A 24,811-nucleotide genomic window follows, 5' to 3' on the forward strand; every position below is an offset into this window, starting at 1 on the left:
CGCCCCAAACCGCAGCAGGCGGTCTTTGTGGGTGATGACTAGCCGCCCGACATGCCCCGCCAGAATCTCATTGAGCAGGCGTTTCAGCCCTTTTTTGTAGTAGTTCATACCTGAACCAAGGTCAGATATTAGCTCGAATGTCCAGCCCTGTTGGGCGCAATACAATTCCAGCACTTGCTTTTGGCGTTCCAAGTCGGCTTTCTGATCGTGGCTGGATACACGGGCGTAGGCAAGTGTTTTGCGGCTGTCTTCGCTGGCACGGAACAGTTCCGGCTTGAGTTTCAACAGATCATAACGGCGGTGTTTGCCGGAGGTATGTTCGGGAATTAACCGACCTTCCGCTTCCCAACGGCGCAGGGTCGGTACAGACACTCCAAGGAGTTTTGAGGCTTCACTGATCGGGACTAATCTATTCATATTGATGAGTATAGAGTAGATTTAATTAGGTTTAAAGAAAACAGATCAAACCCTCGATTAAGTGCTCACACCCTTTGCTTATGCTGACTCAAAATTGAACCTGCTGTAGTCGCCAAAGCCAGAGTATCTACGCCTAAAGCGATAAACTGTACCCCTAAGCGCTCATAACTCAACGCTGCTTGCGGATTGATAGCCAAAGTCCCAGCTGCTTTGCCAGCCGCTTTCACTTTACTAATCGCCGTCGTCACTGCTGCGACCACCTCAGGATGATTCGGACTCCCAAGATACCCCATCGTCCCTGCTAAATCTGCAGAGCCAATGAACACCGCATCCACACCTTCAACTGTTAAGATTTCATCCAAATTATTTAAACCCATGACAGTTTCAATTTGAATAATCAAGCACAGCTCTTGCTCAGCTTCTTTTAAATAATTCGGGTTAAGATTCCAAGCCGCCGCACGCGCTAGAGCCGTCCCCACACCTCGCACACCTAGGGGTGGATAACGCATAAAGCGCACCAAATCACGGGCTTGCTCAGCAGTTTCCACCATCGGAATCAGTAGAGTCTGCGCACCTAGATCTAAATACTGCTTAATCAAGGTTTGATTACCTTCAACTAAACGCACGATCGCATGACTAGCACTGGGTGCGGTCGCTTGCAATTGAGCGAGCACAGTCTGCAGATCATTGGGGGCATGCTCACCATCAATCACTAGCCAATCATAGCCGGTATAAGCGCACAGTTCCGCCGCCAGCGGGCTGCATAACCCCAACCAAAAACCGTATTGTTGTTGGCCTGCGGCCAAAGCGTGTTTAAAACGATTCACTCGGGTTTGCATTACTCACTCCTTAAACAAAACGACAAGCGATGCCACCTAAAACACCATAATCGGCATGAATCGTATCACCAGCCTTGACGGCCACGGGAGCAGTAAATGAACCGGATAATAAGATCTGTCCTGCTTCCAAACCAATCCCATGTGCAGCAAAGCGCTTCGCTATCCAACCAATGCCATTAGCAGGATGATTCAACACGCCTGCCGCTAAACCTGTTTCCTCAATCGCCGCATTCCGATACAGAATCGCTCCGCACCAACGTAAATCCAGCGCATCAGGGCGTACAGGTCGCCCCCCTAGAATAATTCCCGCATTGGCGGCATTGTCCGCAATGGTATCCATCACCGTGCGTACATAACCCGTGTGTGGGTTGACGCGATGGCTACGGGCATCAATTAACTCTAAAGCAGGCATGACATAATCGGTGGCATTGAGAACCTCCATCACGGTTAAATTAGCCCCACGTAAGGGGGCTTTTAAAACAAAGGCTAGTTCAACTTCAATGCGTGGATCATTAAAGCGGGCGGTTTCAATTTCACTGCCCTCATCCATCCGCATCGCATCAGTTAAGACCCCAAAATCAGGGGTATTAATTTTCATCACTCGCTGCATCGCTCGGGAAGTCAAACCAATTTTGTAACCGATCAGTTGTTGCCCATCCGCATATTTCTTCTGCATCCAAGCGGCTTGCACAGCATAGGCATCGTCCATACTCATTTGCGGATAGCTCAGGGTCAATGCATCAATCTGACGCACCGCTAATTCTGCTTGATATAAATCAGCGGCAGCAGCAGCGATTTGCGCTGCACTTAAAGTCAACATAGCTGCCTCCTATAAATAGTCTTGAAGATTATTTTTGTTGTATTTCAATACGGGTTCTAGTTCTTTCATTTCAAAAGACATGGCGACGCCCCTACTGAAGCAACTAGCAAAATGCGCCTCTAAAACCTGAAAAAAGCTTTTTGCCGCCCACTCACGCTCTTCTAAACTGCGCCCCGCACCGAGCAATACAGTCAAGTGCACAAAAATATGCTCTGGATTACCATCCGCCAGCCGGTACTCATGGCAGGCATAAGCACGACTACGGATACCTTTTAAGGGGAATAAACCCGTATCTACAGCCGCTTGATGCAACTTGGCAAAAAGAGTTTGTAAATCCAAAGTTTCAGGCAGAATATTCGCGGAATATTCCAGTACAAAATGTGCCATTGCTTACTCCAGCGGAAAAATAGCATTAATTTGCCCCGTACCGGAGCTACCAAAATACGGCGTAATCACTTCCACTTGGCCACGATATTGATCCCAACCTAAAGCGCCTAACAGCATGGCCGTATCGTGCATAAATCCTTCGCCGTGGCATTTATCCGCATACTCCGGCAACATCCCACAGAAAGTTTGCCAATCACCCGCTTGCCACAGTTCGACCACACGCCGATCCATCACTTCTAGAAACGGCGACCAGACTTTGTGCAAGAACTGCTCGGAGACCCCATTTTGTGCAAACCGATGTGAGAGCGAGCCACTCGCGAAGAATGCGACTTTCCCCGTATAGTGCTGCTCAATCGCTTGCCGAAAAGCTTGACCGAGTGCCACGCTATCGACCAAATTATGCACCATGCATAAAGCCGATACCGATATCACTTTAAAATGCCGATCACTATTCATATAGCGCATCGGTACTAGCGAACCGTATTCTAGGGCTAAACTGGTTTGCTCATGCGCACGGGTATGAATCCCTGCTTGGGTAGCGGCCTCTGCCAACAGATGCCCAAGCGCTGGATTGCCATCATAGGCATAGGGCAGATTTTTAATAAAATGTGGCAACTCATTACTGGTATAAATACCTTCAAATAGGGGCGCACAATTCAGGTGATAGCCTGAATTGACTAACCAATGCGTATCGAAAATCACTAGGGTATCCACACCCAACTCACGGCAACGACGACCGATTTCAATATGCCCCTCAATCGCGGCTTGGCGGCAACCGAAATGCGGTCCCGGCAATTCCGACAGATACATCGAGGGTACATGGGTGATTTTTGCGGCTAAGGCTAACGCTCCCATGACTCACCGCCCTAGTACGGGTACAGGATGTGTTCCATGTGCAAGGCAGACATTTTTAGTTTCCATATAGAACTCAAAACTATAATCGCCACCATCGCGCCCTATCCCGCTCATTTTCACCCCACCGAAGGGGGAAGGTAGATTGCGATTATTCTCCGAATTAATCCACACCATACCTGCTTCTAGCTGATGAGCTAAGCGCATCGCACGACCTTGATCATTCGTCCACGCATAAGCGGCTAAACCATAAGGGGTGGCATTAGCTAAGCTAACCCCTTCAGCTTCATCCTTAAAACTAATCGCGGTGAGCACCGGACCAAAAATTTCCTCACGGGCAATTTTCATTTGATTCGTTGCTTCAGTGAATAAAGTTGGCTGCACATAATTGCCCTTGCCTAAGCTCGTCAAGCGCCGCCCACCAACGGCAATGCTGGCACCCTCCTCGCGCGCGGCATCCATGTAGCTCATAACTTTTTGCAAATGGCTGCTATGAATTAACGGCCCTACTTCCGTGGCAGGATCTAGCGGATGACCAACCTTTAGATGGCGTACCCGCTCACTTAAAGCCGCCAGAAACCGTTCACTGATACTTTCTTGAATGAACAAACGACTGCTTGAAGTACAGCGTTGACCATTCAAGCTATAAATCATGAACACCACTGCATCTAAAGCCCGCTCAAAATCGGCATCTTCAAACACTAACACGGGATTTTTGCCACCTAACTCTAAATGCAAGCGTTTCAGAGTCGGTGCAGCTTGTGCCATGATGTGAGAACCTGTCACCGTTTCGCCCACAAAAGCGACGGCTTTGATGGCGGGATGCTCGGTTAAACGCTTACCGACGGATTCACCAAAACCATTCACCAGATTCCAGACACCGGCGGGAAGGCCTGCTTCTTGGCTAATTTCTGCCAGTAAGGCGGCACTTAAGGGGCTAAATTCGGCAGGTTTATGCACGAGGGTACAACCCGCTGCTAAAGCGGGGGCAATCTTCCAAGTTGCGAGCATAAATGGCGTGTTCCACGGCGTAATCACTGCCACCGGGCCAATCGGTGAGCGCACGGTGAAATTAGTATGCTCTGCTTGCATCAGGGCTAAACCATCTTTGGCCTCAGCCGCTTTATCAGCAAAGAACCGGAAATTTTCCGCACCCCGTAACGCTGCTTGCTTCATAAAACGCAGGGGTTGACCACAATCGCTACTTTCGACTAGAGCAATTTCCTCAGCACGCGCCACCAGTAAATCAGCAAATTTATGTAGGAGTTTCCGCCGCTCACTGCCAGCTAAATCACGCCATGCCGGAAAAGCCGCACTGGCCGCCTCACAAGCCTGATCAGCCTCTGCCTGAGTACCCACGCTAACTCGACCTAGGCTGCTATTGTCGATGGGCGTTAAGTTATCGAAGCTTGCGGCAGCATCTGGAATCAGCCAGCGGCCATTAATGAAATGGCCGGTCACCTGCTCCCGAAACCGTTGCAAATAGCGGGCTGCAAGCGCTTGATTGTTAAGCAAGACCTCAGACATACAGGACTCCTAAACTGGTAACTGAATTGCAAATATATAACAGGTTAACTTAAATATGGCAAATCTAATCAATTCACAAGAACATTCAAGCTTTGACAATTTAACTTGTTAACTTTATGCTTGGTTTAAAGACGACTATTGAGGAGTGAATTAATGCGCCTAGCAAGTTATCGACATGGCCAGCGGGAAGCTTGGGGAATCATTACTGAAGATGAGAAAGTTTTAGACTGTAGTGCGGTAGCTCCCACCTTAAAAGCCGCTATTGAGCAGAATCAGCTGTCTAACCTCACCCCCTCCTCTACTGAACTTGCACTGTCGGAAGTCACCCTACTCCCCCCCATCCTCCATCCTGAAAAGATTATTTGCATTGGGGTGAATTATGCCAATCGCAATGCCGAATACCGCGATAACTCGAATGAAGCTGCTTATCCCAGTGTGTTTATGCGTACACCCGACTCTCTAACAGGCCACAATAACCCCTTAATTCGCCCCCCCGAATCCCAACAACTGGATTATGAAGGTGAAATTGTGCTGGTTATTGGCCAAGGTGGGCGGCGAATTCGCCAAGCTGATGCTTATCAGCATATTGCGGGTCTGACCATTATGAATGAAGGCACCCTGCGTGATTGGGTCCGGCATGCAAAATTTAATGTGACTCAAGGCAAAAACTTTGTGCACTCGGGTTCACTCGGGCCGTGGATGGTGACAGCTGATCAATTCAATCCACAAGTTTATGAAAATATGACGGTAACTACCCGCGTGAATGGTGAAGTTCGCCAGCATGATACCACAGCGAATATAATCTTCCCCTTCGCCTATATCATTCATTATTTATCAACCTTTTACCTGCTGAAACCGGGTGATATTATTGCCACTGGTACACCGAATGGGGCCGGTGCACGTTTTGACCCGCCACGTTATCTAATACCCGGTGATATTGTTGAAGTTGAAGTAGCTGGTGTGGGGACTTTGCGCAATGGCATTGCGGATGAGAGCATTTAATGCGGACTTTTGAGCGCTCATTACCTATGTCTTTATTAAAAGCACGTGAAGCGGTCATGAAGAAGTTCATTCCACATTTGCGTGCTCATGATCTTTCTCCCCAACAATGGCGGGTCTTACGTGCTTTGTATGACTCACCCGCAGGTCTGGAAATGTCAGCACTGTCTGAGCGCTGCTTTTTACTGATGCCTAGTCTGTCACGCATCATTCAAAACTTAGCGGCACGTGAGTTAGTAATGCGTCGAATTGCTGAGCATGATCAACGCTGCTCGATTATCAGCCTGCATGCACAGGGACGCCGTTTAGTTGAGCTGATGGCACCTGAATCGGAAGCCCGCTATGCCCATATCACCACAGTCTTTGGCTACGGCAAACTAGAATTACTGTATGAGTTGCTCGACGAACTGGTCGAAAAACTCGAAGCGGCTGAGCAAGAACACCATCCATCCTCTCATGAATTACTTGACTAATCCGGGTAAAATTTTTTAGAAACCTCATATACTCTATTGATTTAGAGCCTGAATAAGCTCATATCCCTCGGTGCTTTTAATGACAGCTTGCCCGTTCCGTGAGACACTTTGAGCCATGATTAAACCCTATACCTTCATCGCTGCTATTTTCTCCTTGATCCTGATCGGCGCTTTTTTCTGGTGGTTTCAAGGCGGTCTGGTTGTCAATCTTACTTATCTTGCAGCCGCTGTCTTAGCGACGCTCAGTGTACCGTTGTTGTATCGCTGGTTAGGGTATTCAGCAGCTGATGATGATCAGTGGCTGAAAGCTCGTGAGAACCAGCAATACACTGAGTTGATGCAACGCTTACAGAGCGTTACTCAAGACCTCGAGGAACTCGGCTTAAAAGAAGGTGTGCGCCAAGCCAAGTCACTCACCGATATGCTGGATGATTATCATGCAGTGGTGAAATCGCGGTTTTTTGGCAAACAAGCTAGCCCACTCACTTATCTCAGTGCCGCCCGCACCGTCCAGAATCAAGCCATTCAAAACTTAGCCGATATGGTGACACTCGGGCATAGTCTCTCGAGTATTCAAGCCAATCGACAAGCGGGTGGCACTCAGCAAGATAGCCGCTATTTAGAGCAATCTGAGCGAATCCGTGCGCTCTTAGATGAAAACCAACAACTGTTTGATGCTTTAACCAGCACAGCAGTTGAAGTTGCCAATATGCAATCCATCAGTGAATTTGAGCGGACTGACACCTTAGCCCGCCTCTTGGCACTGGCTGAAATTGCCAATAGTTCAGGGAAAAAACAATGAAAATACATCTACCCTTGTGCGCTTTAAGCCTGACAGCTGCCTTATTAACCGCTTGTGGCGATTCGAATCCTCTCTCGAATTTAACGGGCAAAGCGAAACTATCGCCTGCCGAAGCGAGCCAAGAGATCGCAAAGCTGGTGAAAGACCAAGTACGCCCGACTTATCATGAGAATACAGTACGCGCTAATATTCAATTGACCCAAACCAATTTACTCGCTTTGCTACCCAATTTAACAGAATACCCCATCACCTTAGCAGCCCAAGATAGCCCTCAAATTGAAGCCGTCGAAATCTTCACTTCCCCTGAAAAAGCCGGGCAAGGGCGCGATGGTTTCTATCTGGAACTCGCCAAGAATTTTAACCAGCAAAATCATACTATTAGCAATGGAAAAACTGCGCAAATCGCTATCCGCAAAATGGATTCAGGCTTAGGTGCGCAATATATTATGGCAAATCGCTATGTGCCAGAAGCCTATACCCCCAGCAACTATTTATGGGGCATGCTGTTAGGAGCTAATGGCGTAAAAGTAGAGACTATTGCTAGCAAAACTGCGCCGAATGTTGCGGGCATTGTGGTGAAAAAAGACAAACTGGATCAGATCAGCACCAATGGCAACTTGGATATTGCCAAGCTACTGACCAATGTGAGCAATGGCTCCTTTGCGATGGGTTATACCAACCCTTATCAATCCAGCACAGGCTTAAACTTCCTGTTAAATGTATTAAATGCCTTTGCACAGGGGGATGAAAGCCAAATGCTATCCCCAGATGTTGCCAGTGCTTTTGAGGCCTTCCAAGCGGGTGTTCCCTTTGTCGCACAAAATACCTTACAGATGCGGGATGCGGCGGTCGGTAGCGGTGTGCTCGATGCTTTAGTCATGGAGCATCAATCTTGGGTGAATGTCACCGGGATGAATGACTATCAATTTGTGTCGTTTGGGGTACGTCATGATAGCCCTTTGTATGCGACCACTGAGGCGGATCCGGCTGAGCGGGAAGTTCTGCAACAATTTGCTAAATTTATTGAGCAACAACAAACCACCGTCGCTAACTTTGGTTTTGGGCAATTAGCAGAGTATCAAGATGCTTACACCATTAAAGACGGCTCGGTGATTGGTCAAGCGCAAAAATTATGGAAGCAGAAAAAATCCGGTGGCAAACCGATTGCAGCGGTATTCATCGCTGATGTTTCTGGGTCGATGGAAGAAGGTGAGCGGATTAAAAATTTGAAAAAAGCACTGATTGAATCCTCAGATTTAATTAGTTCGGGTAATGCAATTGGCTTGGTCACTTATAGCGATACCGTGAATGTCGATTTAGAGATTCGCCCGTTTAATGTCCAGCAAAAAGCCTTATTCACCGGTGCGGTTGAAAGCCTAGTGACAGGAGGCAAGACCGCGACTAATAACGCGGTCTTAGTCGCCGTCGATCAATTAGAGCAATTTGGTAAGCAGCATCCAGAATATAAGAAAGTTGTCTTTTTACTGTCTGATGGTGAAACCAATGTGGGCTTAGATTTTAATAGTGTCCAGCCTGTGTTAGAAGGTGTAGGTATCCCTATTCATTCGATAGCGTATGAACTCAAATCGGATCATTTAAAAGCTTTATCTGGCTTAGCAGAAGGTGCTTATATTGAATCCACGACGGGTAATGCTTCCTATCGGATTGGTAACCTACTCAATGCAGAAATGTGAGCAACTTAAATGAAGTTTATCAAAGTTTTTGCCTTATTCTTTCTGATTCATGCCACTGCATGGGCAGGAGCGCATGTCTATCAAAATCAGCATCGAGAACTTGTTTTAATCGTTGCTGATACCTCCTATGCGATGAAACCTAAATTCCCTGCTATGCAAGACTGGATTGAAAACTATGAAGCCAAGGCTCGCTATAAAGATATTCAAATCGGAACTGATAAAGCTCTATTAGGAAACTTGGCTGATTTAAAATCCAAAACTGTCATCTTTCGTACTTCGTTTGGCAGTATGACGGCAGAGAGCTTAGCTCGCTATCAAACTATACCGGCTAGCCAGAAAATCTTGCTGTCGGATGGAAAAGTACAGGCGCAGGGTTGGGAAGTAGTGAAATTTTAATCATTTTAATCTATGAAAACTGACAATCCTTACACATCTTTACCTGACAATGCTTTCTGGAAAACAGCAGTTGCTGGTAGAAAACCCAGAGAGATTACAGGTTTATGGACACCTAAATTTGAAATAAAAAAAGATCAAGTAATTGCCACAGCCGGTTCTTGCTTTGCTCAGCATATTGGCCGTGCCTTGAAAGCGCGTGGTTATGCTTGGCATGATAGCGAACCAGCCCCGCTCTTAATGCACTTCAATCAAGAAAAATGTCATTTATTCAACTATGGCGTTTTCACTTTCCGCACGGGCAATATTTACACCGTAGCCTTACTCAAACAGTGGCTTGATTGGAGTCTTGGCAAATCAGTGCTTCCTGATGAGATTTGGCAGAGTCCTGATAAGCGCTATTATGATCTGTTTCGCCCGAATATTGAGCCGAATGGTTTTAAATCAGCTGAAGAAGCCCTAAAATCGCGGCAGAGTACCTTGAAAGCGATGAAAAGTTCACTCGCTAAAACCGATTTATTTATTTTCACACTAGGGTTAACCGAGGCTTGGGTTAATCGTCAAGCACACTCTGTATACCCGATTTGCCCGGGTACTTTGGCAGGTGAGTTTGATCCGACACAGCATCAGTTCAAAAATTTTAATTTTTTAGAAATCTATACAGCACTCACAGAAGTTTTGGATACACTGAAAAGCATTAATCCACACATGCGTTTTTTATTAACAGTATCCCCTGTGCCGCTGACGGCTACAGCCTCAGGCGAACATGTGGTAACAGCAACCCTACATTCAAAATCTATTTTGCGAGCTGTGGCTGGCGAATTGAAAGCCTCTCGAGCAGATACGGATTACTTTCCTTCCTATGAAATTATTTCTGCCTTCCCTTTTAAAGGTGTGTTCTATGCAGAAAATATGCGAAATGTGCAACCGCAGGGCGTAAACTTCGTCATGAATTCATTTTTTAATTGCCAAGCACGAGTATTTGGCGAACCAATCGCGAATCCAACTACAGTCAATCATCAAGCGACCACACACTCAGGATCACAAAAAATGACTGATGAAGTGTGTGAAGATGCCTTATTAGACGCTTTTAAGAAATAAACTGATAAATTCATGAAACAACTTTGCTTTATTGGGACTTCGCATTTAGCCGCTTTAGCTCATGCTTGGTTTCAAGGCGAGTCAGCAAGGTATTCTAAGTTTCAAGCAAGCTTCTTCGCAGGAGGCGGTAGCTCGCTTTATGAAGCCGAATTTTCACCTAATACCATTAAAGCCCCGATTGCTAGTAAATTAGCAGAAAATTTTCAACGCTCAGCTCAAGGTGAAACCACTATTAATCTTGATCAATATGATTATTTTATTTTTCAAGGCTTAGATTATCCGATTATTGAAATTCTCAGACTTTCTCTTCTGCTGGCTAAGCACGAGCAATTTTTTTCTTCAGACTGTCTTAAAAATGGATTTATTCATCATCTCGAATCTCAACCCATTACACCTTGCATTCAGCATATTCTTCACTATACAACAGCCCCTATCATTATCTCTACTACACCTAAAACCTCTTATTTAGCTTTGCAGAACCAGCCGCTAGAATACAGTTCTTATTTATTATATGCTGATTTTTTTGAATTATTATTTTTAACCGCTAAACATGAGTTATTTAATGACCCACGCTTGACTTTAATTAAACAACCTGAAGAAACCTTAGCAACTCCATTTTTTACTAAAACAGACTATTTAAACAAAACTTGTTTTGCAAAGCATCATGATTATTGGCATAAAACTCCTAACTATGGTCAAGCTGTTTTAAAAAAAATCTTTGCACAATTAACTGACTAAACTTTTGAACTGCCTGCTGCTCTCGCCTGCCAAAAATACCACAGCATCGTGATGACCTGTAGCACCAGCGCAATACTAAAGGCAACTTGATAACCAAACTGGCTATAATGTTCAGTATTCCCCTCTGAATACCAATTAATGACTACACCGATACCCCATTGAGCAATAAACGCAAACACAAACACTAATAAATTTAAGGCCGTATTCACTCGTCCTGCTAACTCAGGAGCAAATTGCTGAGATAAATAAGCATAAGCAAGTACACCCGTTGTCCCAAAAAAACCAAATAAAACCCACCAAAAGGTGGCTAGACTCGTCCATTCAAAAATTAGGGCTAACTGCACCAAAATAAACATCACCAAGCCTATACTCGCGACATGTAAAGTCGAAAAACCATAGCGGTTTAAGCGCTCTGCAATCACCCCTAAAAAGAAATAACCCGCAATCACCCCGATGGCTAGCCAAGACAAAACCGGGGCAATCTCTGCACGCTCCAAACCCGCCACATCGCGTAACCAAGGCCCTGCCCATAAACTCATAATCGAAAGAAAGCTGGCTTGAGTGGATACCGCCCAAGGGGAAATCCCCCAAAATTGACGAGAGGTAAAAATATGCAAGATACCACTGATATGCTCTTTTAAACTCGCTCGATTCGGCGGCATAGGTTTATCAGGCACGACAAAAAACACTAACAAACTGACGATTAAAGTCAGTAGCGCTAAGCCGATAAAGACACCGCGCCAGTCGGTAAAAGTCAAGGCAAACTCTACGGGGGTCGAAGCAGCCAAAATACCAAAGCCACCTGCCGTAAATTGCAAACCATTTACTAAGGGCAGTTTTTCTTTAGGAAACCATTGTACAAAGGCTTTAAATGCCGCCATTAAGCAAGCCGACACACCAAAACCAATCAAAGCCCGCCCGACAATCAACCAGCCTAATGATTGCGCCATAGCAAAGACCAGTGCACCGGCAGCAGCAAACAGGAGTAATAAAGCTTCAATCTTGCGCGGACCATAACGATCTAGCAGAATGCCCAAGGGCAATTGCACCGCCGCAAAACTGATTAAATACGTGCTAGTGAGCAGTCCCAATTGCCCCGCATCCAGCTGCATATCCTTAGATAAATCACCCGCGATGATGGTATTGACCACTCGATATAAATATGACAGGAAATAACCCAAGGCAAAGGGGATAAAAATACGCGCAAGTAAACTAGGGCTTAAATTCATACGCTCGCTCAATTACCAAGATCCAATAGCTCTGCCGCACTATACGCAGGCGCTGTTGAAGAAGAAAGAGCTTAAATCCTGTTAAATCTGGCCAAGATGCTCTCCGCAGTGATCACGCTCAGTTCTAAAGCAGGTTAATAATGCTAAGATAGTCCTGTGAAAAACCAACTGACACCTGTATGAAAATATCTAAAAACCTGCGTTGGATTCTGGCGGCAGCTATCATTTTCGGTAGCTTGATGTTCTTGCTATTTGTTTTTTATGCAACACAAAGCGCCTTTGATGTCTGGGATCGCTTGCAGCGCTTACCGAGCGGCTTATTTTATCTTTATCTAGGCCTGATTGGCTTCGTCTTGCTTGCTAGCCTTGGCTTGGCGTTTAAACTGATTTTAGGTAGCAGTCGCTCAGGTGCTACACGCCTAAGCTCAACCACACCAGCAACTGCTGAGCAGATCGAAGCTGAAATCAAACAGATTGAAGCCGCTGGAATGGATATTAGCCCGTTCAAAGCGGAGCTAGCCCGCTTAACTGCCCGCAAAGAAACAGGGCAAATTAATATTGCGTTCTTTGGTGAGGTCAGTACCGGCAAATCCTCGATTATTAAAGCTCTCCTCCCCGATGCAGGGGTTGAAATTAGCCTGCGCGGGGGTTCAACCCGTGAGATTCATGAATACCTGTGGCAAACCGAGGCGGGGGATCGCTTGCTCCTGACCGATCTACCGGGGCGAAATGAAGCAGAAGGTTTTTTAGATGAATTGGCACGTGATGAAGCCATTCGTGCCCAAATCGTGGTGTATGTGGTGGATTCCGACCTCAGCCGCAGTCAATTTGAAGATATTCAAGAACTGTATACCTTTGGCAAACCATTGATTATTGCTTTCAATAAGAGCGACTTGTACACCGATACCGAAAAGCAACAGCTCCAAGCACGTATTCAAAGTCGCTTTGACTCCACGACTCAGCCTGCTAATGCTGAGACGGTGGCTAAACCTGCACTCATCCCGCAGGTGGTATTTATTCAATCCGGTGGCCTAGAGGAAGTCGTGCGCGTCTATCCCGATGGCCGTGAAGAAACGGTGCAACGGCAACGCAAAGTGGATGTCAGTGCTTTATCGAGCCGTTTGCAAACGGAAATTGATAGCCGAATTGAGTGGCTCGACCGCTTGCGCGATGCCAGTGTCTTCAGTTTAGTGCACAGCAAACTCGATGAGACCCGCGCTAGCTTCCGCCGTGAACAAGCCGAAAAGATTGTCCGCTCGGGTACCAGAAATGCGGTGATTGGCGCTTTAGCCGCGATTAGCCCCGGTACTGATCTGCTTATTCAAGGGGTGATCGGTACACGCATGGTGCAAGAACTGTGCAAGCTCTACGATGTACCTGTCAAGCAAATCGACATTGATCAGTTTTTTGACTTTAGCCAAAACCAAATGAAAAAAAGTATTCCCTTGATTTTGGCAGTTGCAGGCAACGGTCTAAAAGCCTTTCCGGGGCTAGGCACAGTAGCAGGGGGCTTAGTCCATGCAGTGGCGTATGGTTTAATTTTTGATGCTTTGGGGCATGCGGTGGCCCTCACTTTAGAACAACGTGGAGCTTTGAAAGCAGCTCCTGCAGCACTGAAGTTTCGGGAGATGCTGAGTGGAAATCTGGAAGAACGTACAAAAACATTGGCCCGACTGGTTGTCGATCAATACCAAACCAAAGACAGCGAGCGAGGCGACCGTGAGTAGTGAGCCGAGTCAGCAAGATCCCGTCACCGCTCATAAAAAATCAGCTCAAGGGGATGCTCATCTTAAGCTAGCCACCCAAAGCTTACGCCGTTTATTGGAAGACAAAAATCTCCCCGAAGATGTGCGCACTACCTTGAAAGATGATTATACCCAAGTGCAATCCATGCTCGACAAACTCGAGCATGGGCATATTCATATTGCGGTTTTTGGTCGAGTCAGTGTTGGTAAATCGTCCTTACTCAATGCCTTATTGGGCAAAGATGCTTTTAGTGTCAGTGTCTTGCATGGTGAAACTAAAACGACCGATTTCCATGCTTGGGAAGAATACTCTGATGGTGGCCTGTATCTGATTGATACACCCGGTATTAACGAAATCAATGGTGAAGAACGTGAGCGCATGGCACATGAAGTCGCACGACGTGCCGATTTAGTCTTATTCGTGATTGATAGCGATATTACCGATGTCGAATTTCGGGCTTTAAAAACTGTGGCAGCCAGTCATCGTCCCACGCTTTTAGTCGTCAATAAAGCGGATCGTTATACCGATCCAGAAAAGCAACAATTACGCAGCGTGCTAGAAGAACGGACTCAAGGGGTGATTGAACCCGATAATATTATTTTCACCACAGCACAGGCCAGCCGCCAAACCGTGATCTATGTGGATGCCCAAGGCCATGAACAAGAAAAGCTCAGAGTCCGTCCGGTGGATGTGCAGACACTTAAACTCCGCTTATGGGAGATCATTGAGCATGAAGGTAAAACCCTAGCAGCCTTAAATGCTTCACTATTTGCGAGTAATCTCAGTGAAGAAGTCGGCCAGCGGATTCTTGCCGTCAAACATGAGCTGGGTCTAAAAACGATTCATACGTATTGTATTGCTCAGGGGGTAGCGGTTGCACTCAATCCAGTGCCGATTGCTGACTTAGTGGCTGCGGCGGCGATTGATGCCAGTATGATTGTGCATTTATCTAAATTATACGGTTTGCCGATGTCCAAAAGTGAAGCCGGTGAACTGCTTAAAACGATTTCTGGGCAAATGCTTGTGTTAATTGGTACAACTTGGGCAGTGCATTTAATTGCTACGGTCTTAAAACTAGGTACGGGCGGTGTGTCGACGCTGTTGACTGCGGCAACTCAAGGTGCAGTGGCTTGGTATAGCACCTTAGTCGTAGGGCGCGTGACTGAGCGCTGGTTAGCTAATGGCAAATCTTGGGGGGAGGCTGGCCCTAAATTTACCGTCGAACAGATCCTTGATTCACTCGACCGTGATTCAGTAATTACTGAAGCCCGTGCAGAAATTATGACCTATTTACGCAAAACGGTGAAAAACTAATGGCCGGTTATAGCCTGCGGAATATCCTCATTATTGCCCTGCTCCTTGGGGCTGCTGCTTGGCAATATTTTTCAGGGCAAGTTGGTAACACACCGCAGCAAACTGCCAAGCCTTCACAAACGCAGGCTCAGACCCAAGTAACTATAGATTCAAGCAAAGCAATAGCACAACTACGGGCAGCAGCAAATGATCCAAATGCCAAATTTTGGACGACGATTCAAGGCAGCGTGATCAAAACACTCAAGGATGATACCGAGGGTGATCGCCATCAAAAATTTTTACTGCAGATCGCCAACGATTTAACCCTACTTATTGCTCATAATATTGATGTCGCTGAGCGCGTGCCAGTGCGGGCAGGTGATACCGTCAAGCTACAAGGCGAATATGTTTGGAATCATCGTGGTGGCGTCATTCATTGGACGCATCATGACCCGAAAGGACGCAAGACTGGGGGATGGATTGAGTTGGAAGGTCAACGTTATGATTGATCGAATCAGCCGATACTGAAGCTAACTAAGCAGCCAAGCAGAGACTATGAGAGCTCGGCTGCTCAGCTTACCTTACCAGATGAAGGCTGGCTCAGAGTAAGTCATAATCACGCAACCACAGTAAGTGGCTTTGGGTGGAATATAATGGGCATGAGCCGTACTGGTCGTGATCAGCATAGTGCTAGTCCCCAGTACAGTTAATCCTAATAATAATAATAATTTTTTTTTCACGATAGATCTCCTGATTGACACTCAATCTATGAGTTGTAGTTAGGGTGAGAATGGTTCGAACGGTGATAGCCTAAATTAAAAGCTTTTTTAGCTAAGCGATTCGATTCGACCGCATACTTAGTAGCACAACGGCGCATCATTTTAGCTTTATAGCGCAGCTTAACCGCGTAAATACCCTGACGTTTTAGACTCTGTACAGTGTGTTCTAAAGTGGTAGCTTGATCATTTAACAACCAAGCGGTAGCACGTAAATTATTAGCTTCATTGACAATGGGCGCAAGGGGTCCGGCCTGTGCTTGAGCACTAACCAAAGGTAGCGCGCCAGCCAATAGAGCGCCATGAATTATTTTTTTCATCACTAACACTCCAAAATGTATTTGCTGGTTTTAAGGCTGGTGTTTAACACCAGCACTTAATAGTTTAGAAGTAATTTAATTAAAAAAGTGCAGTTTTTTAATATTTTAATTTCATATACCTAATAAAAAAATATTAATCTAAGCTGAATGGAATACATATTTAATGTCTAACGACCTATGATCAGCATAATAACTACGCTCATAACAAAAAACTTGCTTATTAATATCCATCAAAATAAGGGTTGAGCACCGAGTTCCGTAATTCAGTCGATCTGGGGCAATAAAGATTGGCGATAACCACAACTCTTTTTCTAAGCCAATACCTGTATCGGGTAGGTCTGCGAGCTTAGCAGGAGTGCGATCGGCGAGTAATTGCAATAACTTATCCACCAGTTGCGCCTGCTGGCCTGCTTGTGAATGAGTTACTAATTGCTTAAATTTAAACAAACCACGCTTAACTTTTGGCCAAGGTGTATTTAAACTCGCATTACTTAAACCATAAAAACCTTGTTTTAATAATTGATTTAAGGTTTTTTTTGATATTTGATCTGATAGATGGTTTGATAAAATTGTATCATTTGAATATTGATTAGTTAAATAATAAATTTGATCCGGCAAATAACCAGCTAATAAATTAAAACCTGCATACTGAGTTTGAGTGGCCGCCAATTGCGTTAAATCATCCAACGCCTGTGCTGAACTCATGACAAACTCACTCACTAATAAACCCCGCGAACGCTCACCGAGTTGGGGTGGCCCTTGGCGTACATTAGTGACTAAAGCGAATTTATTCGTGTCTTGATTGAGTGCTAACCAAGAGCCTTGTGAGCGTTGATCTATACCGCCGACAATCGCAGGGTGAGTCGGCCATACACCTAAAGGTGTCGCGGGACGCTCAAAAAACTCGTCACGATTGGCAGCCAGAATAAAGGGGTAATAAGGATGTTGTTGAATAGCAACTAAGGCAAAGCACATGATCAGTTTTTTTATCAAAAAAATACTATGCTGAGATTCATAGAAAATAGCAATAGCTAGCAATCTGCTTAAACCCTCCCCTCCCCTTCATTTTCAGTTACAATAGCGCCCTTTCGATGATGCCCTGACAGGATTTGCTATGGAACTTTCAGCCCTCACTGCCCTTTCTCCCGTTGATGGTCGTTATGCCACCAAAACAGACGAGTTGCGCCCTTGGTTTAGTGAGTATGGTTTAATTTATCATCGGGTTTTAGTGGAAATCCGTTGGCTGCAAATGTTAGCCCGCCACCCACAAATCCCAGAAGTTCAAGACCTCTCCGCTGCTGCCAATGAATTTTTAGAGGACATCTTGCAAAACTTTGATGAAGAAGATGCCCGCCAAGTCAAAATGATTGAGCGCACCACTAATCACGATGTCAAAGCGATTGAATATTTTCTTAAAGAAAAAGTTGCCGAGCACGCTGAACTCAAAGCTGTGAGTGAATTCATCCACTTTGCCTGTACTTCTGAGGACATTAACAATTTGTCTTATGCCTTGATGCTGCAAGGTGGAATGCGCCAAGTGCTTGAACCCGAAATGCAAGCGACTCTCACCACCATTCGTGACTTAGCCCATCGTTATGCGGAGCAACCGATGCTAGCCCGTACTCACGGTCAGCCAGCTTCACCAACCACTTTGGGCAAAGAAATGGCGAATGTGGCTTACCGTTTGCAGCGCCAATTAGAACAAGTTCAAGCCGCTGAATACTTAGGTAAAATCAATGGTGCAGTCGGTAATTACAATGCGCATTTAAGCGCTTATCCTGAGCTTGACTGGCCAACCCATGCCGAGCAATTTGTTATCAGTTTAGGCTTAAGCTGGAATCCTTATACGACCCAAATTGAGCCACATGACTATGTGGCAGAACTTTTCGATGCCCTAGTACGTTTCAATACGATTCTGATCGACTTCTGCCGTGATGTCTGGGGTTATATTTCCTTAGGACATTTCAAGCAAAAACTCATCGCCGGTGAAGTGGGATCATCCACCATGCCGCATAAAGTCAACCCGATTGATTTTGAAAATGCTGAAGGTAATTTAGGGATTGCCAATGCCCTCCTAACGCATTTAGCACAGAAACTGCCAATCTCCCGCTGGCAACGGGATTTAACCGACTCTACTGTGCTGCGTACTTTAGGTGTGGGTTTAGGACACAGCCTCATTGCTTATCAATCGACCCTGAAAGGGATCGCTAAACTGGAAGCTAATCCAGCCAGCATGCAGGCTGATTTAGAAGCCAATTGGGAAGTCCTCGCTGAACCCATCCAAACGGTGATGCGCCGTTATGGGATTGAACAACCGTATGAAAAGCTCAAAGCCCTCACTCGTGGTCAACGGATCACCGCAGAAGGCTTACGCGAATTTATCGCCAGTTTAGACCTGCCTGCCGCCGCTCAAGCCGAATTAAGCAAGCTGACTCCAGCGACTTATATTGGTAATGCCGTCGAACAGGCCAAAAACGTATGAGCTTGATTCAGCCTAATCAGATCCTGACCCAGTTAGGCAGCCTGTCAGTTGAAAAATTCTTAGCGGATTATTGGCAGCAAAAACCACTCCTCATTCGCCAAGCCTTCCCTCAGTTTCAATCACCGCTCAGCCCCGATGAATTAGCGGGTCTGGCCTGTGATACCGATACAGCGCGTTTAGTACTCGAAAAAGGTGGCAAAACACCGTGGGAAGTACGCCACGGTCCGTTGCGCAAAAAAGACTTGGCTAAGCTGCCGAGCACTCATTGGACCTTATTAGTCAATGATATTGAAAAACTCCTACCTGAATTTGCGGAAATTATTGAACCCTTTCGCTTTATTCCCGATTGGCGAATTGATGATTTAATGATTAGCTATGCAGTCGAAGGTGGATCAGTCGGACCGCATGTCGATGCTTATGATGTGTTTCTCTTACAAGCGCGGGGGCAACGACGCTGGCAAATCAGCGCACAACCCTGTGCCGCCGATAATTTTATTCCTGATATTGACCTACGGATTATGCAGTCTTTCACTGCTGAAGAGGAATGGGTACTAGAACCAGGGGATATGCTGTATTTACCGCCGGATTTACCGCATTATGGTGTTGCACTCGGCGAATGCATGACGTATTCGATTGGCTTTAGAGCACCCAGTCGCGCTGATTTATTGGAAGATTTACTCGGACATTTGCTAGAACAAGCGCCTATGCAAGAACGTTTTCGTGATCCCAAGCGCAGCTTGCAAACTAATCCGAGTACACTAGCAGACGCAGATTTAGAGCGCTTAACTGAGTTTATTTTGGAAACCTTGCCGGATCGTGCCACGATTCGTGCTTGGTTACAGGCAAGTTTAGGCTGAGCTTGGCTATCTCCATTTGGAGCTATGGTAGCTGGCTCGCCAAGCGACTGATAATGGCGGGTGAATTACAGTCGTCTATCCGCTTGAAGCGAGTGAGCTGGTGGTTCACAAGCTTCGATTAATTCGGCTTAAAGCAGAGGTATCCATGCCCTATTATGTTTTTCGCATTACGCAAACCACGTCGATCTTAAAAAATCTGGAGCATCAAGGTACGTATGAGGTCTATCAAGAGGCCCGTAATCAAGTGCGTAGTTTGCGCATGAATGCAGCGCCCGGCGATCAAAGCAGTTACAAATTAGTTTTTGCGGCTAATCAATTAGAAGCTGAAGAACGTCTGCATGAACAACGTGAACAACCGATTTTGATGGAATGGGAAAAATAAGCTGCCCGCGCGCTTATGGATGAAGATCAATATCGCCGCCTTTATCATGAAATTAATCAGCAACGCTGCGTTTTTGAAAAAGCTTTGCTGAATCGCCGTTGTGATTGTCGACGTAAACAAGCCTTTTTACTCGCGACTCGTGAAGGGATGGCCTGCCAATCGGCGGAAAGCCTAGCGCGCTGTGATCAGTTCCTGACGACACTGCGTCAAGCGGCTCGTTTTGCCTTACATGAACTGACGATTACGGGGCCTTTGCCGCATAATAAAGAACTGAAAGTGCAAGCGGGTGGCTGTTTAGCCTTATCTGCCCATCTTTATCCCGAACACAGCGGACAGCCTAGGGTCGATATTGACGCGCTCCTGAATACGGCCTTAGCACGCTATCCGCACTTAGACGACTTACCCTATAGTGAACTCGTGCGCGGTGTAGTGCATTATGTCAGTCGCCCATCCGCTAGGAGATCTTAGATTGAAACGCTACCCAATGTTTATGTGCCTCCAAAACCGCCCTTGCTTAGTGGTCGGTGGGGGTAAAGTAGCTCTGCGTAAAGCCGAATCGCTGCTACAAAGCGGTGCACAACTCAAGATTATCGCCCCTCAATTAGATCATGAGTTAGCCGACCTGTTAAACCAGTATCCGCATCAAGCGACCTGGCAAGCCCGCGAATTCCAAGATCAAGATATTGCAGGGCATTATCTGATCATTGCTGCCACCAATCAGCGTGCAGTTAATGCCCGAGTCGCTGAGTTGGCCGATCAACAGCAAATTCCGGTTAATGTTGTTGATAATCAAGCAGCTTGTAGTTTTATTCTACCTTCGGTGGTCGATCGCTCACCGGTAATGATTGCCGTCTCCACGGGAGGTGCTTCTCCGGTCTTAGCTCGCCAATTAAGGATGAAGCTAGAAACCATGATTCCCTCTTCTTGCGGGCAATTAGCCGCGATCACTGAAGAATACCGGGATCAAGTTAAGCAGCGCTTTGCTGACCCTGAGCAGCGCAAACAGTTTTGGGAGCAAACCCTGCGTGGCCCATTTGTGGAATTGGTGTATGCAGGCAATAGCCAAGCCGCTCGGCAACTACTCGATGAAATGCTGACCCAACCTAGCCGCGTAAGCACAGTAGGTGAAGTTTATTTAGTCGGGGCAGGGCCTGGCGACCCCGATCTATTGACTTTTCGGGCGCTACGCCTGATGCAGCAAGCCGATGTCATGGTTTATGATCGTTTAGTGGCTAAATCTATACTTGATATGGCGAGCCAAACCGCTGAGCGTATTTATGTTGGCAAGGAAAAAGCCAACCATGCTGTTCCACAAGAAGGGATTAATGCCCTGCTGGTACGTTTAGCCAAACAAGGTAAACGGGTCTTGCGCCTAAAAGGCGGTGATCCTTTTATTTTTGGGCGAGGTGGAGAGGAAATCGAAACTTTGGCAGAAAATGGGATTCCTTTTCAAGTCGTACCGGGAATTACAGCGGCTTCGGGCTGTGCATCCTATGCGGGTATTCCGCTCACCCATCGTGATTATGCGCAATCTTGCACTTTCGCAACCGGCCATCTTAAAAATGGTACGATCGATTTAGATTGGGAAAAACTAGCCCAACCTAGACAAACCGTCGTGTTTTATATGGGGTTAACCGGGATTGAAGTGATTAGCCGCGAATTAATTAAACACGGCACCCCCAGCGAGCTACCGGCTGCTTTAATCGAGCAAGGCACGACTCGCAATCAGCGCGTCCATATTGGTACATTGGCCAGCTTACCCGAATTAGTCAAACAGCGCTCAGTACGCGCCCCGACCTTAACTATTGTGGGTGAAGTCGTGAAGCTACACGAAAAATTACAATGGTATCAGCCTGAACGCCATGTAGCGGCCAGTGAATTTAGTCGTAATCTAGAGCCTCAGGAATAAATCATGGCTAGCTTTAAAGAAATCAAAATTACCGTTGAAGACAGCCTTCAGCAAAAACTCAGCGAAGGTAGCAGTTGCTCAGAATCTGAACCCTTTGCTCTGCAAGTGATCGACGACAGTATGGAGCCTGAGTTCGAGCAAGGCTGCATTATTATTATTGACCCTACGGGAATTGTGCGTGATGGTGCTTTCGTATTTGCGAAAGATCATCAGGACGAGTATATTTTCCGCCGCCTACACATCCATGCAGGCAAATATTATTTAGAGGCCTTGCAGCCTGCTTATCCAAGCTTTGAAATTCGCCCTGAGCAAATTCAAGGCATTATTACCCAACGGGCAGGTAAGCGCCGTTCTTATCACAAATGGTACGATCAATGATCATCTTGTATGGTATTAGTCAGTGCGATACCGTGCGTCAAGCACGCCAATGGTTGGATGAGCGCGCCATTGCTTATACCTTTCATGATTGGCGTCAACAAGGCTTGAACCCAGTGCAATTAAGAGCATGGGTTGACGAATGGGGCTGGGAAAACCTAGTCAATCGCCGCAGTGCTACTTGGCGCAACTTGCCCGCCATAACGCGGGAAAAGATGGATGAAAGTTTAGCACTGGCTGTAATGGAAGATCAGCCAACCCTCATTAAACGCCCACTCTTAGAACTTGGCTCGCGGCGTCTACTCGGCTTTGATGCGGCACAATGGACACGCTTGTTTCAAAATTAAGCTCGAGTTAGTCAGTTAGAATTACCCTAAGATCACCCCCAATTTAACCATACCCCAACACCATGTCAGATACTTTGTCAGATACTTTAGCCCTTACTCAGCAACTGATCGCTTTACCCTCGGTCACACCGCATGATCATGGCTGCCAACGCTTGATCGCTGAACGCTTAGCGCCTTGCGGCTTTCAGGCGGACTATTTAAACTTTGAAGACGTTGAAAATCTTTGGTTACGCCGTGGCACTGAAGGCCCGGTGTTTTGCTTCGCAGGGCATACCGATGTCGTACCCACCGGGCCTTTAACTGCGTGGGACAGCCCGCCCTTCCAACCAGACATCCGTGATGGTCTCCTTTACGGGCGAGGAGCGGCTGATATGAAAGGCAGTATTGCGGCCTTTGTGGTTGCCGCTGAAAACTTCGTGCGTGAATATCCTCAGCATCAAGGTTCTATTGCCTTGCTCATTACGAGTGACGAAGAAGGGCCCTCTAAATATGGGACCGTTAAAGTGGTCGAAACTCTAGAAGCCCGTCAAGAAAAGATTACTTGGTGCTTAGTGGGTGAACCCTCTAGCTCACAACAACTGGGCGATATTATAAAAAATGGGCGGCGTGGCTCACTGAATGCCAAATTAACCGTGCAGGGCAAGCAAGGTCATGTGGCCTATCCACAACTTGCTGACAATCCTATTCATCGTGTAGCCCCCGCACTGGCTGAGCTGGCTGCTGAAGTTTGGGATCATGGAAATGCATTTTTCCCACCCACTAGTTTTCAAATTTCTAATTTAAATGCAGGTACAGGGGCAAATAATGTTATCCCTGGTAGTCTCGAAGCCTTAATTAATTTCCGCTTTTCTACCGAATTAACTGAAGAGGAAATTAAACAACGAACTACGACTATCTTAAATAAATATGTTAAAAATTATTCTTTAGAATGGAGTTTATCGGGTCAACCTTTTTTAACCGCACGCGGCAAATTAGTGGCAGCGACAGTTAAAGCCATTCAAGAAATCCTCAATATAGAAACTGAATTGTCGACATCAGGGGGAACTTCAGATGGGCGCTTTATTGCACCGACGGGCGCGGAGGTACTCGAATTAGGACCGTGTAACGCCAGCATTCATCAAATTAATGAATATGTAAATATAAATGATTTATCTAAACTGACTCGCATTTATCAGAGGATACTCGAACATTTGCTCCTCTGATTTTAGATACAGCGCTAGCTCTATTTCAGCGTTTTACGGGGTCGACCCCGTTTGCGCTTATCAATTTGTGCTTCAGCAAGCTCCGCATCGCCCCAATTGACCAGGGTGTCATAGAGGTGCATCGCGACTTCTTCTAAACGCACCCCCAAGGCTTGTTGATAATATAACTCCCACTTACGCAGTACTTCTAACTCCTGCTCTAAACGCAGAAAATCTGCATCATACTGAACTTGCAACGCTTCTAGTGTCGTTTCTAGCTCAATAATTTTGTTATTATATTCACTTTTTAACTGCCGTTTTTCTTCGGCAGCCTGTTGTCTAACCTCTGATATAGTCGCTGAACTAGCCCCTTTGGGTCGTCCACGCTTTTTTAATGGCTGTCCACTCATTATATCTAACTCACCATTGGTTCCAGACCTATTTAAACTATCATCGTAAAATGAAAACGCAGCTAATGCATTCTCCATAATTCCCCCTTTAAACTGATTCTATCCATCACCCTTGGAAACACTCTGAATAAATATTACACAAGAGTTTTTTATTTGTAAAATTTATTCACAAATGAAAATAGTAGACCTCTTGCGAAAGTAGTCATTTTCGCCTATAAAGTTAAGAATGAACTACCTAACCCTGAAAACTCTACCCCCCTCGGCGTTCAAACGCGGAGTAGGAATCCCCCTGCCACTCTTTCACGAACTGCTTGAAGTGCTCAAAGCAGGCGAGTTGACGAAGAAGAAGTCGGGTCGCCCCAGCCCGTTAAGCCTAGAGGATCAACTATTATTGACCCTAGGTTACTGGCGAGAGTACCGCACGTTGTTCCACTTAGGTTTGAGCTATCAGGTCCATGAATC

The 24,811-nt window shown here is 46.2% G+C and carries 30 protein-coding genes; 19 read left to right on the forward strand and 11 right to left on the reverse strand.

The genetic code is table 11. The features are described 5' to 3' along the window. From B5D50_RS18970 to hpaE, 6 genes are all read right to left on the reverse strand, one after another. On the reverse strand, positions 1–417 hold a 417-nt coding region (locus B5D50_RS18970), incomplete at its 3' end, for an IS607 family transposase (RefSeq protein ID WP_078924227.1). Between the two features lie 65 nt (positions 418–482). Next, on the reverse strand, positions 483–1,256 hold the full coding sequence (locus tag B5D50_RS18975; protein ID WP_078924228.1) for an aldolase/citrate lyase family protein: 774 nt from the start codon (positions 1,254–1,256) through the stop codon (positions 483–485). Positions 1,257–1,266: 10 nt separating this feature from the next. Beyond that, on the reverse strand, positions 1,267–2,076 hold the full coding sequence (hpaH, locus tag B5D50_RS18980; protein WP_078924229.1) for a 2-oxo-hept-4-ene-1,7-dioate hydratase: 810 nt from the start codon (positions 2,074–2,076) through the stop codon (positions 1,267–1,269). A gap of 9 nt (positions 2,077–2,085) precedes the next feature. After that, the gene (locus B5D50_RS18985) at positions 2,086–2,463 is read right to left on the reverse strand and encodes a hypothetical protein (RefSeq protein WP_078924230.1); all 378 of its coding nucleotides are present in this window, start codon (positions 2,461–2,463) and stop codon (positions 2,086–2,088) included. 3 nt (positions 2,464–2,466) lie between these two features. Beyond that, complete coding sequence (gene hpaD, locus B5D50_RS18990; RefSeq protein WP_078924231.1) at positions 2,467–3,318, reverse strand: 3,4-dihydroxyphenylacetate 2,3-dioxygenase; 852 nt, start codon at positions 3,316–3,318, stop codon at positions 2,467–2,469. Positions 3,319–3,321: 3 nt separating this feature from the next. Further along, positions 3,322–4,842: a 5-carboxymethyl-2-hydroxymuconate semialdehyde dehydrogenase gene (gene hpaE, locus B5D50_RS18995; protein WP_078924232.1), complete on the reverse strand. Its 1,521-nt coding sequence runs from the start codon at positions 4,840–4,842 to the stop codon at positions 3,322–3,324. Positions 4,843–4,995: 153 nt separating this feature from the next. Between hpaE and B5D50_RS19000 the strand changes: the two genes are divergently transcribed. The 7 genes from B5D50_RS19000 (at position 4,996) to B5D50_RS19030 (ending at position 11,042) form a co-directional block, all read left to right on the forward strand. After that, complete coding sequence (locus tag B5D50_RS19000; protein WP_078924233.1) at positions 4,996–5,844, forward strand: fumarylacetoacetate hydrolase family protein; 849 nt, start codon at positions 4,996–4,998, stop codon at positions 5,842–5,844. Further along, the gene (gene hpaR, locus B5D50_RS19005; RefSeq protein ID WP_078924234.1) at positions 5,844–6,314 is read left to right on the forward strand and encodes a homoprotocatechuate degradation operon regulator HpaR; all 471 of its coding nucleotides are present in this window, start codon (positions 5,844–5,846) and stop codon (positions 6,312–6,314) included. The genes B5D50_RS19000 and hpaR overlap by 1 nt, the downstream gene beginning before the upstream one ends. Positions 6,315–6,429: 115 nt before the next feature. Further along, entirely contained in the window at positions 6,430–7,116 is a 687-nt protein-coding gene (locus B5D50_RS19010) for a hypothetical protein (RefSeq protein WP_078924235.1), read from the forward strand. Then, on the forward strand, positions 7,113–8,810 hold the full coding sequence (locus B5D50_RS19015) for a vWA domain-containing protein (RefSeq protein ID WP_078924236.1): 1,698 nt from the start codon (positions 7,113–7,115) through the stop codon (positions 8,808–8,810). The genes B5D50_RS19010 and B5D50_RS19015 overlap by 4 nt, the downstream gene beginning before the upstream one ends. Before the next feature lie 9 nt (positions 8,811–8,819). Then, complete coding sequence (locus tag B5D50_RS19020; RefSeq protein WP_078924237.1) at positions 8,820–9,206, forward strand: hypothetical protein; 387 nt, start codon at positions 8,820–8,822, stop codon at positions 9,204–9,206. Between the two features lie 12 nt (positions 9,207–9,218). Further along, positions 9,219–10,304 carry a GSCFA domain-containing protein gene (locus B5D50_RS19025; protein WP_078924238.1) on the forward strand — a complete coding sequence of 362 codons (1,086 nt, stop codon included), beginning with the start codon at positions 9,219–9,221 and terminating at the stop codon, positions 10,302–10,304. 12 nt (positions 10,305–10,316) lie between these two features. Further along, entirely contained in the window at positions 10,317–11,042 is a 726-nt protein-coding gene (locus tag B5D50_RS19030) for a hypothetical protein (RefSeq protein WP_078924239.1), read from the forward strand. Here the strand turns inward: B5D50_RS19030 and B5D50_RS19035 are convergent. Continuing rightward, on the reverse strand, positions 11,039–12,271 hold the full coding sequence (locus B5D50_RS19035; protein WP_078924240.1) for an MFS transporter: 1,233 nt from the start codon (positions 12,269–12,271) through the stop codon (positions 11,039–11,041). The genes B5D50_RS19030 and B5D50_RS19035 overlap by 4 nt on opposite strands. 179 nt (positions 12,272–12,450) lie before the next feature. Between B5D50_RS19035 and B5D50_RS19040 the strand changes: the two genes are divergently transcribed. From B5D50_RS19040 to B5D50_RS19050, 3 genes are read left to right on the forward strand one after another with little or no spacing between them, the layout of a single operon-like run. After that, positions 12,451–13,998, forward strand: a complete 1,548-nt coding sequence (locus B5D50_RS19040; protein ID WP_078924241.1) for a GTPase — start codon at positions 12,451–12,453, stop codon at positions 13,996–13,998. Next, positions 13,907–15,331 (forward strand): YcjF family protein, encoded by a 1,425-nt coding sequence (locus tag B5D50_RS19045; protein WP_234975939.1) that lies wholly within the window; start codon positions 13,907–13,909, stop codon positions 15,329–15,331. The genes B5D50_RS19040 and B5D50_RS19045 overlap by 92 nt, the downstream gene beginning before the upstream one ends. Beyond that, positions 15,331–15,819 carry a DUF3465 domain-containing protein gene (locus tag B5D50_RS19050; RefSeq protein WP_078924243.1) on the forward strand — a complete coding sequence of 163 codons (489 nt, stop codon included), beginning with the start codon at positions 15,331–15,333 and terminating at the stop codon, positions 15,817–15,819. Before B5D50_RS19045 ends, B5D50_RS19050 begins: the two co-directional genes overlap by 1 nt. 72 nt (positions 15,820–15,891) lie before the next feature. On the opposite strand, the gene B5D50_RS20425 is transcribed toward B5D50_RS19050, so the two are convergent. The 3 genes from B5D50_RS20425 to B5D50_RS19060 form a co-directional block, all read right to left on the reverse strand. After that, entirely contained in the window at positions 15,892–16,050 is a 159-nt protein-coding gene (locus tag B5D50_RS20425; RefSeq protein ID WP_159448686.1) for a hypothetical protein, read from the reverse strand. A gap of 26 nt (positions 16,051–16,076) precedes the next feature. Then, positions 16,077–16,406 (reverse strand): hypothetical protein, encoded by a 330-nt coding sequence (locus B5D50_RS19055; RefSeq protein WP_078924244.1) that lies wholly within the window; start codon positions 16,404–16,406, stop codon positions 16,077–16,079. A gap of 138 nt (positions 16,407–16,544) precedes the next feature. Next, positions 16,545–17,381, reverse strand: coding sequence for an NRDE family protein (locus B5D50_RS19060; RefSeq protein WP_143594425.1), 837 nt, complete (start codon positions 17,379–17,381; stop codon positions 16,545–16,547). 139 nt (positions 17,382–17,520) lie between these two features. Between B5D50_RS19060 and purB the strand changes: the two genes are divergently transcribed. From purB to dapE, 8 genes are all read left to right on the forward strand, one after another. Beyond that, the gene (gene purB, locus B5D50_RS19065) at positions 17,521–18,888 is read left to right on the forward strand and encodes an adenylosuccinate lyase (RefSeq protein ID WP_078924246.1); all 1,368 of its coding nucleotides are present in this window, start codon (positions 17,521–17,523) and stop codon (positions 18,886–18,888) included. Further along, positions 18,885–19,745 carry a cupin domain-containing protein gene (locus tag B5D50_RS19070; protein WP_078924247.1) on the forward strand — a complete coding sequence of 287 codons (861 nt, stop codon included), beginning with the start codon at positions 18,885–18,887 and terminating at the stop codon, positions 19,743–19,745. Before purB ends, B5D50_RS19070 begins: the two co-directional genes overlap by 4 nt. A 145-nt stretch (positions 19,746–19,890) precedes the next feature. Then, positions 19,891–20,127 (forward strand): hypothetical protein, encoded by a 237-nt coding sequence (locus B5D50_RS19075; protein WP_078924248.1) that lies wholly within the window; start codon positions 19,891–19,893, stop codon positions 20,125–20,127. A 15-nt stretch (positions 20,128–20,142) separates the two neighbouring features. Further along, positions 20,143–20,595 (forward strand): hypothetical protein, encoded by a 453-nt coding sequence (locus B5D50_RS19080; protein WP_078924249.1) that lies wholly within the window; start codon positions 20,143–20,145, stop codon positions 20,593–20,595. Position 20,596: 1 nt separating this feature from the next. Continuing rightward, positions 20,597–22,036: a siroheme synthase CysG gene (gene cysG, locus B5D50_RS19085; protein WP_078924250.1), complete on the forward strand. Its 1,440-nt coding sequence runs from the start codon at positions 20,597–20,599 to the stop codon at positions 22,034–22,036. Positions 22,037–22,039: 3 nt separating this feature from the next. Then, entirely contained in the window at positions 22,040–22,414 is a 375-nt protein-coding gene (locus tag B5D50_RS19090; RefSeq protein ID WP_078924251.1) for a S24 family peptidase, read from the forward strand. Continuing rightward, a complete protein-coding gene (locus tag B5D50_RS19095) occupies positions 22,411–22,758 on the forward strand; it encodes a Spx/MgsR family RNA polymerase-binding regulatory protein (RefSeq protein ID WP_078924252.1) in 348 nt (115 codons plus the stop codon). Before B5D50_RS19090 ends, B5D50_RS19095 begins: the two co-directional genes overlap by 4 nt. Before the next feature lie 62 nt (positions 22,759–22,820). Beyond that, on the forward strand, positions 22,821–23,960 hold the full coding sequence (gene dapE / locus B5D50_RS19100; protein ID WP_078924253.1) for a succinyl-diaminopimelate desuccinylase: 1,140 nt from the start codon (positions 22,821–22,823) through the stop codon (positions 23,958–23,960). Positions 23,961–23,980: 20 nt separating this feature from the next. Here the strand turns inward: dapE and B5D50_RS19105 are convergent, their stop codons facing one another. Further along, entirely contained in the window at positions 23,981–24,349 is a 369-nt protein-coding gene (locus tag B5D50_RS19105; protein ID WP_078924254.1) for a DNA-binding protein, read from the reverse strand. Positions 24,350–24,575: 226 nt separating this feature from the next. On the opposite strand from B5D50_RS19105, the gene B5D50_RS19110 reads away from it, so the two are divergent. Continuing rightward, a partial coding sequence (locus tag B5D50_RS19110; protein WP_143594426.1) for a helix-turn-helix domain-containing protein occupies positions 24,576–24,811 on the forward strand: 236 nt, incomplete at its 3' end.

The sequence above is a fragment of the Thiothrix eikelboomii genome, from assembly GCF_900167255.1.
GTDB classification, from domain to species: domain Bacteria; phylum Pseudomonadota; class Gammaproteobacteria; order Thiotrichales; family Thiotrichaceae; genus Thiolinea; species Thiolinea eikelboomii.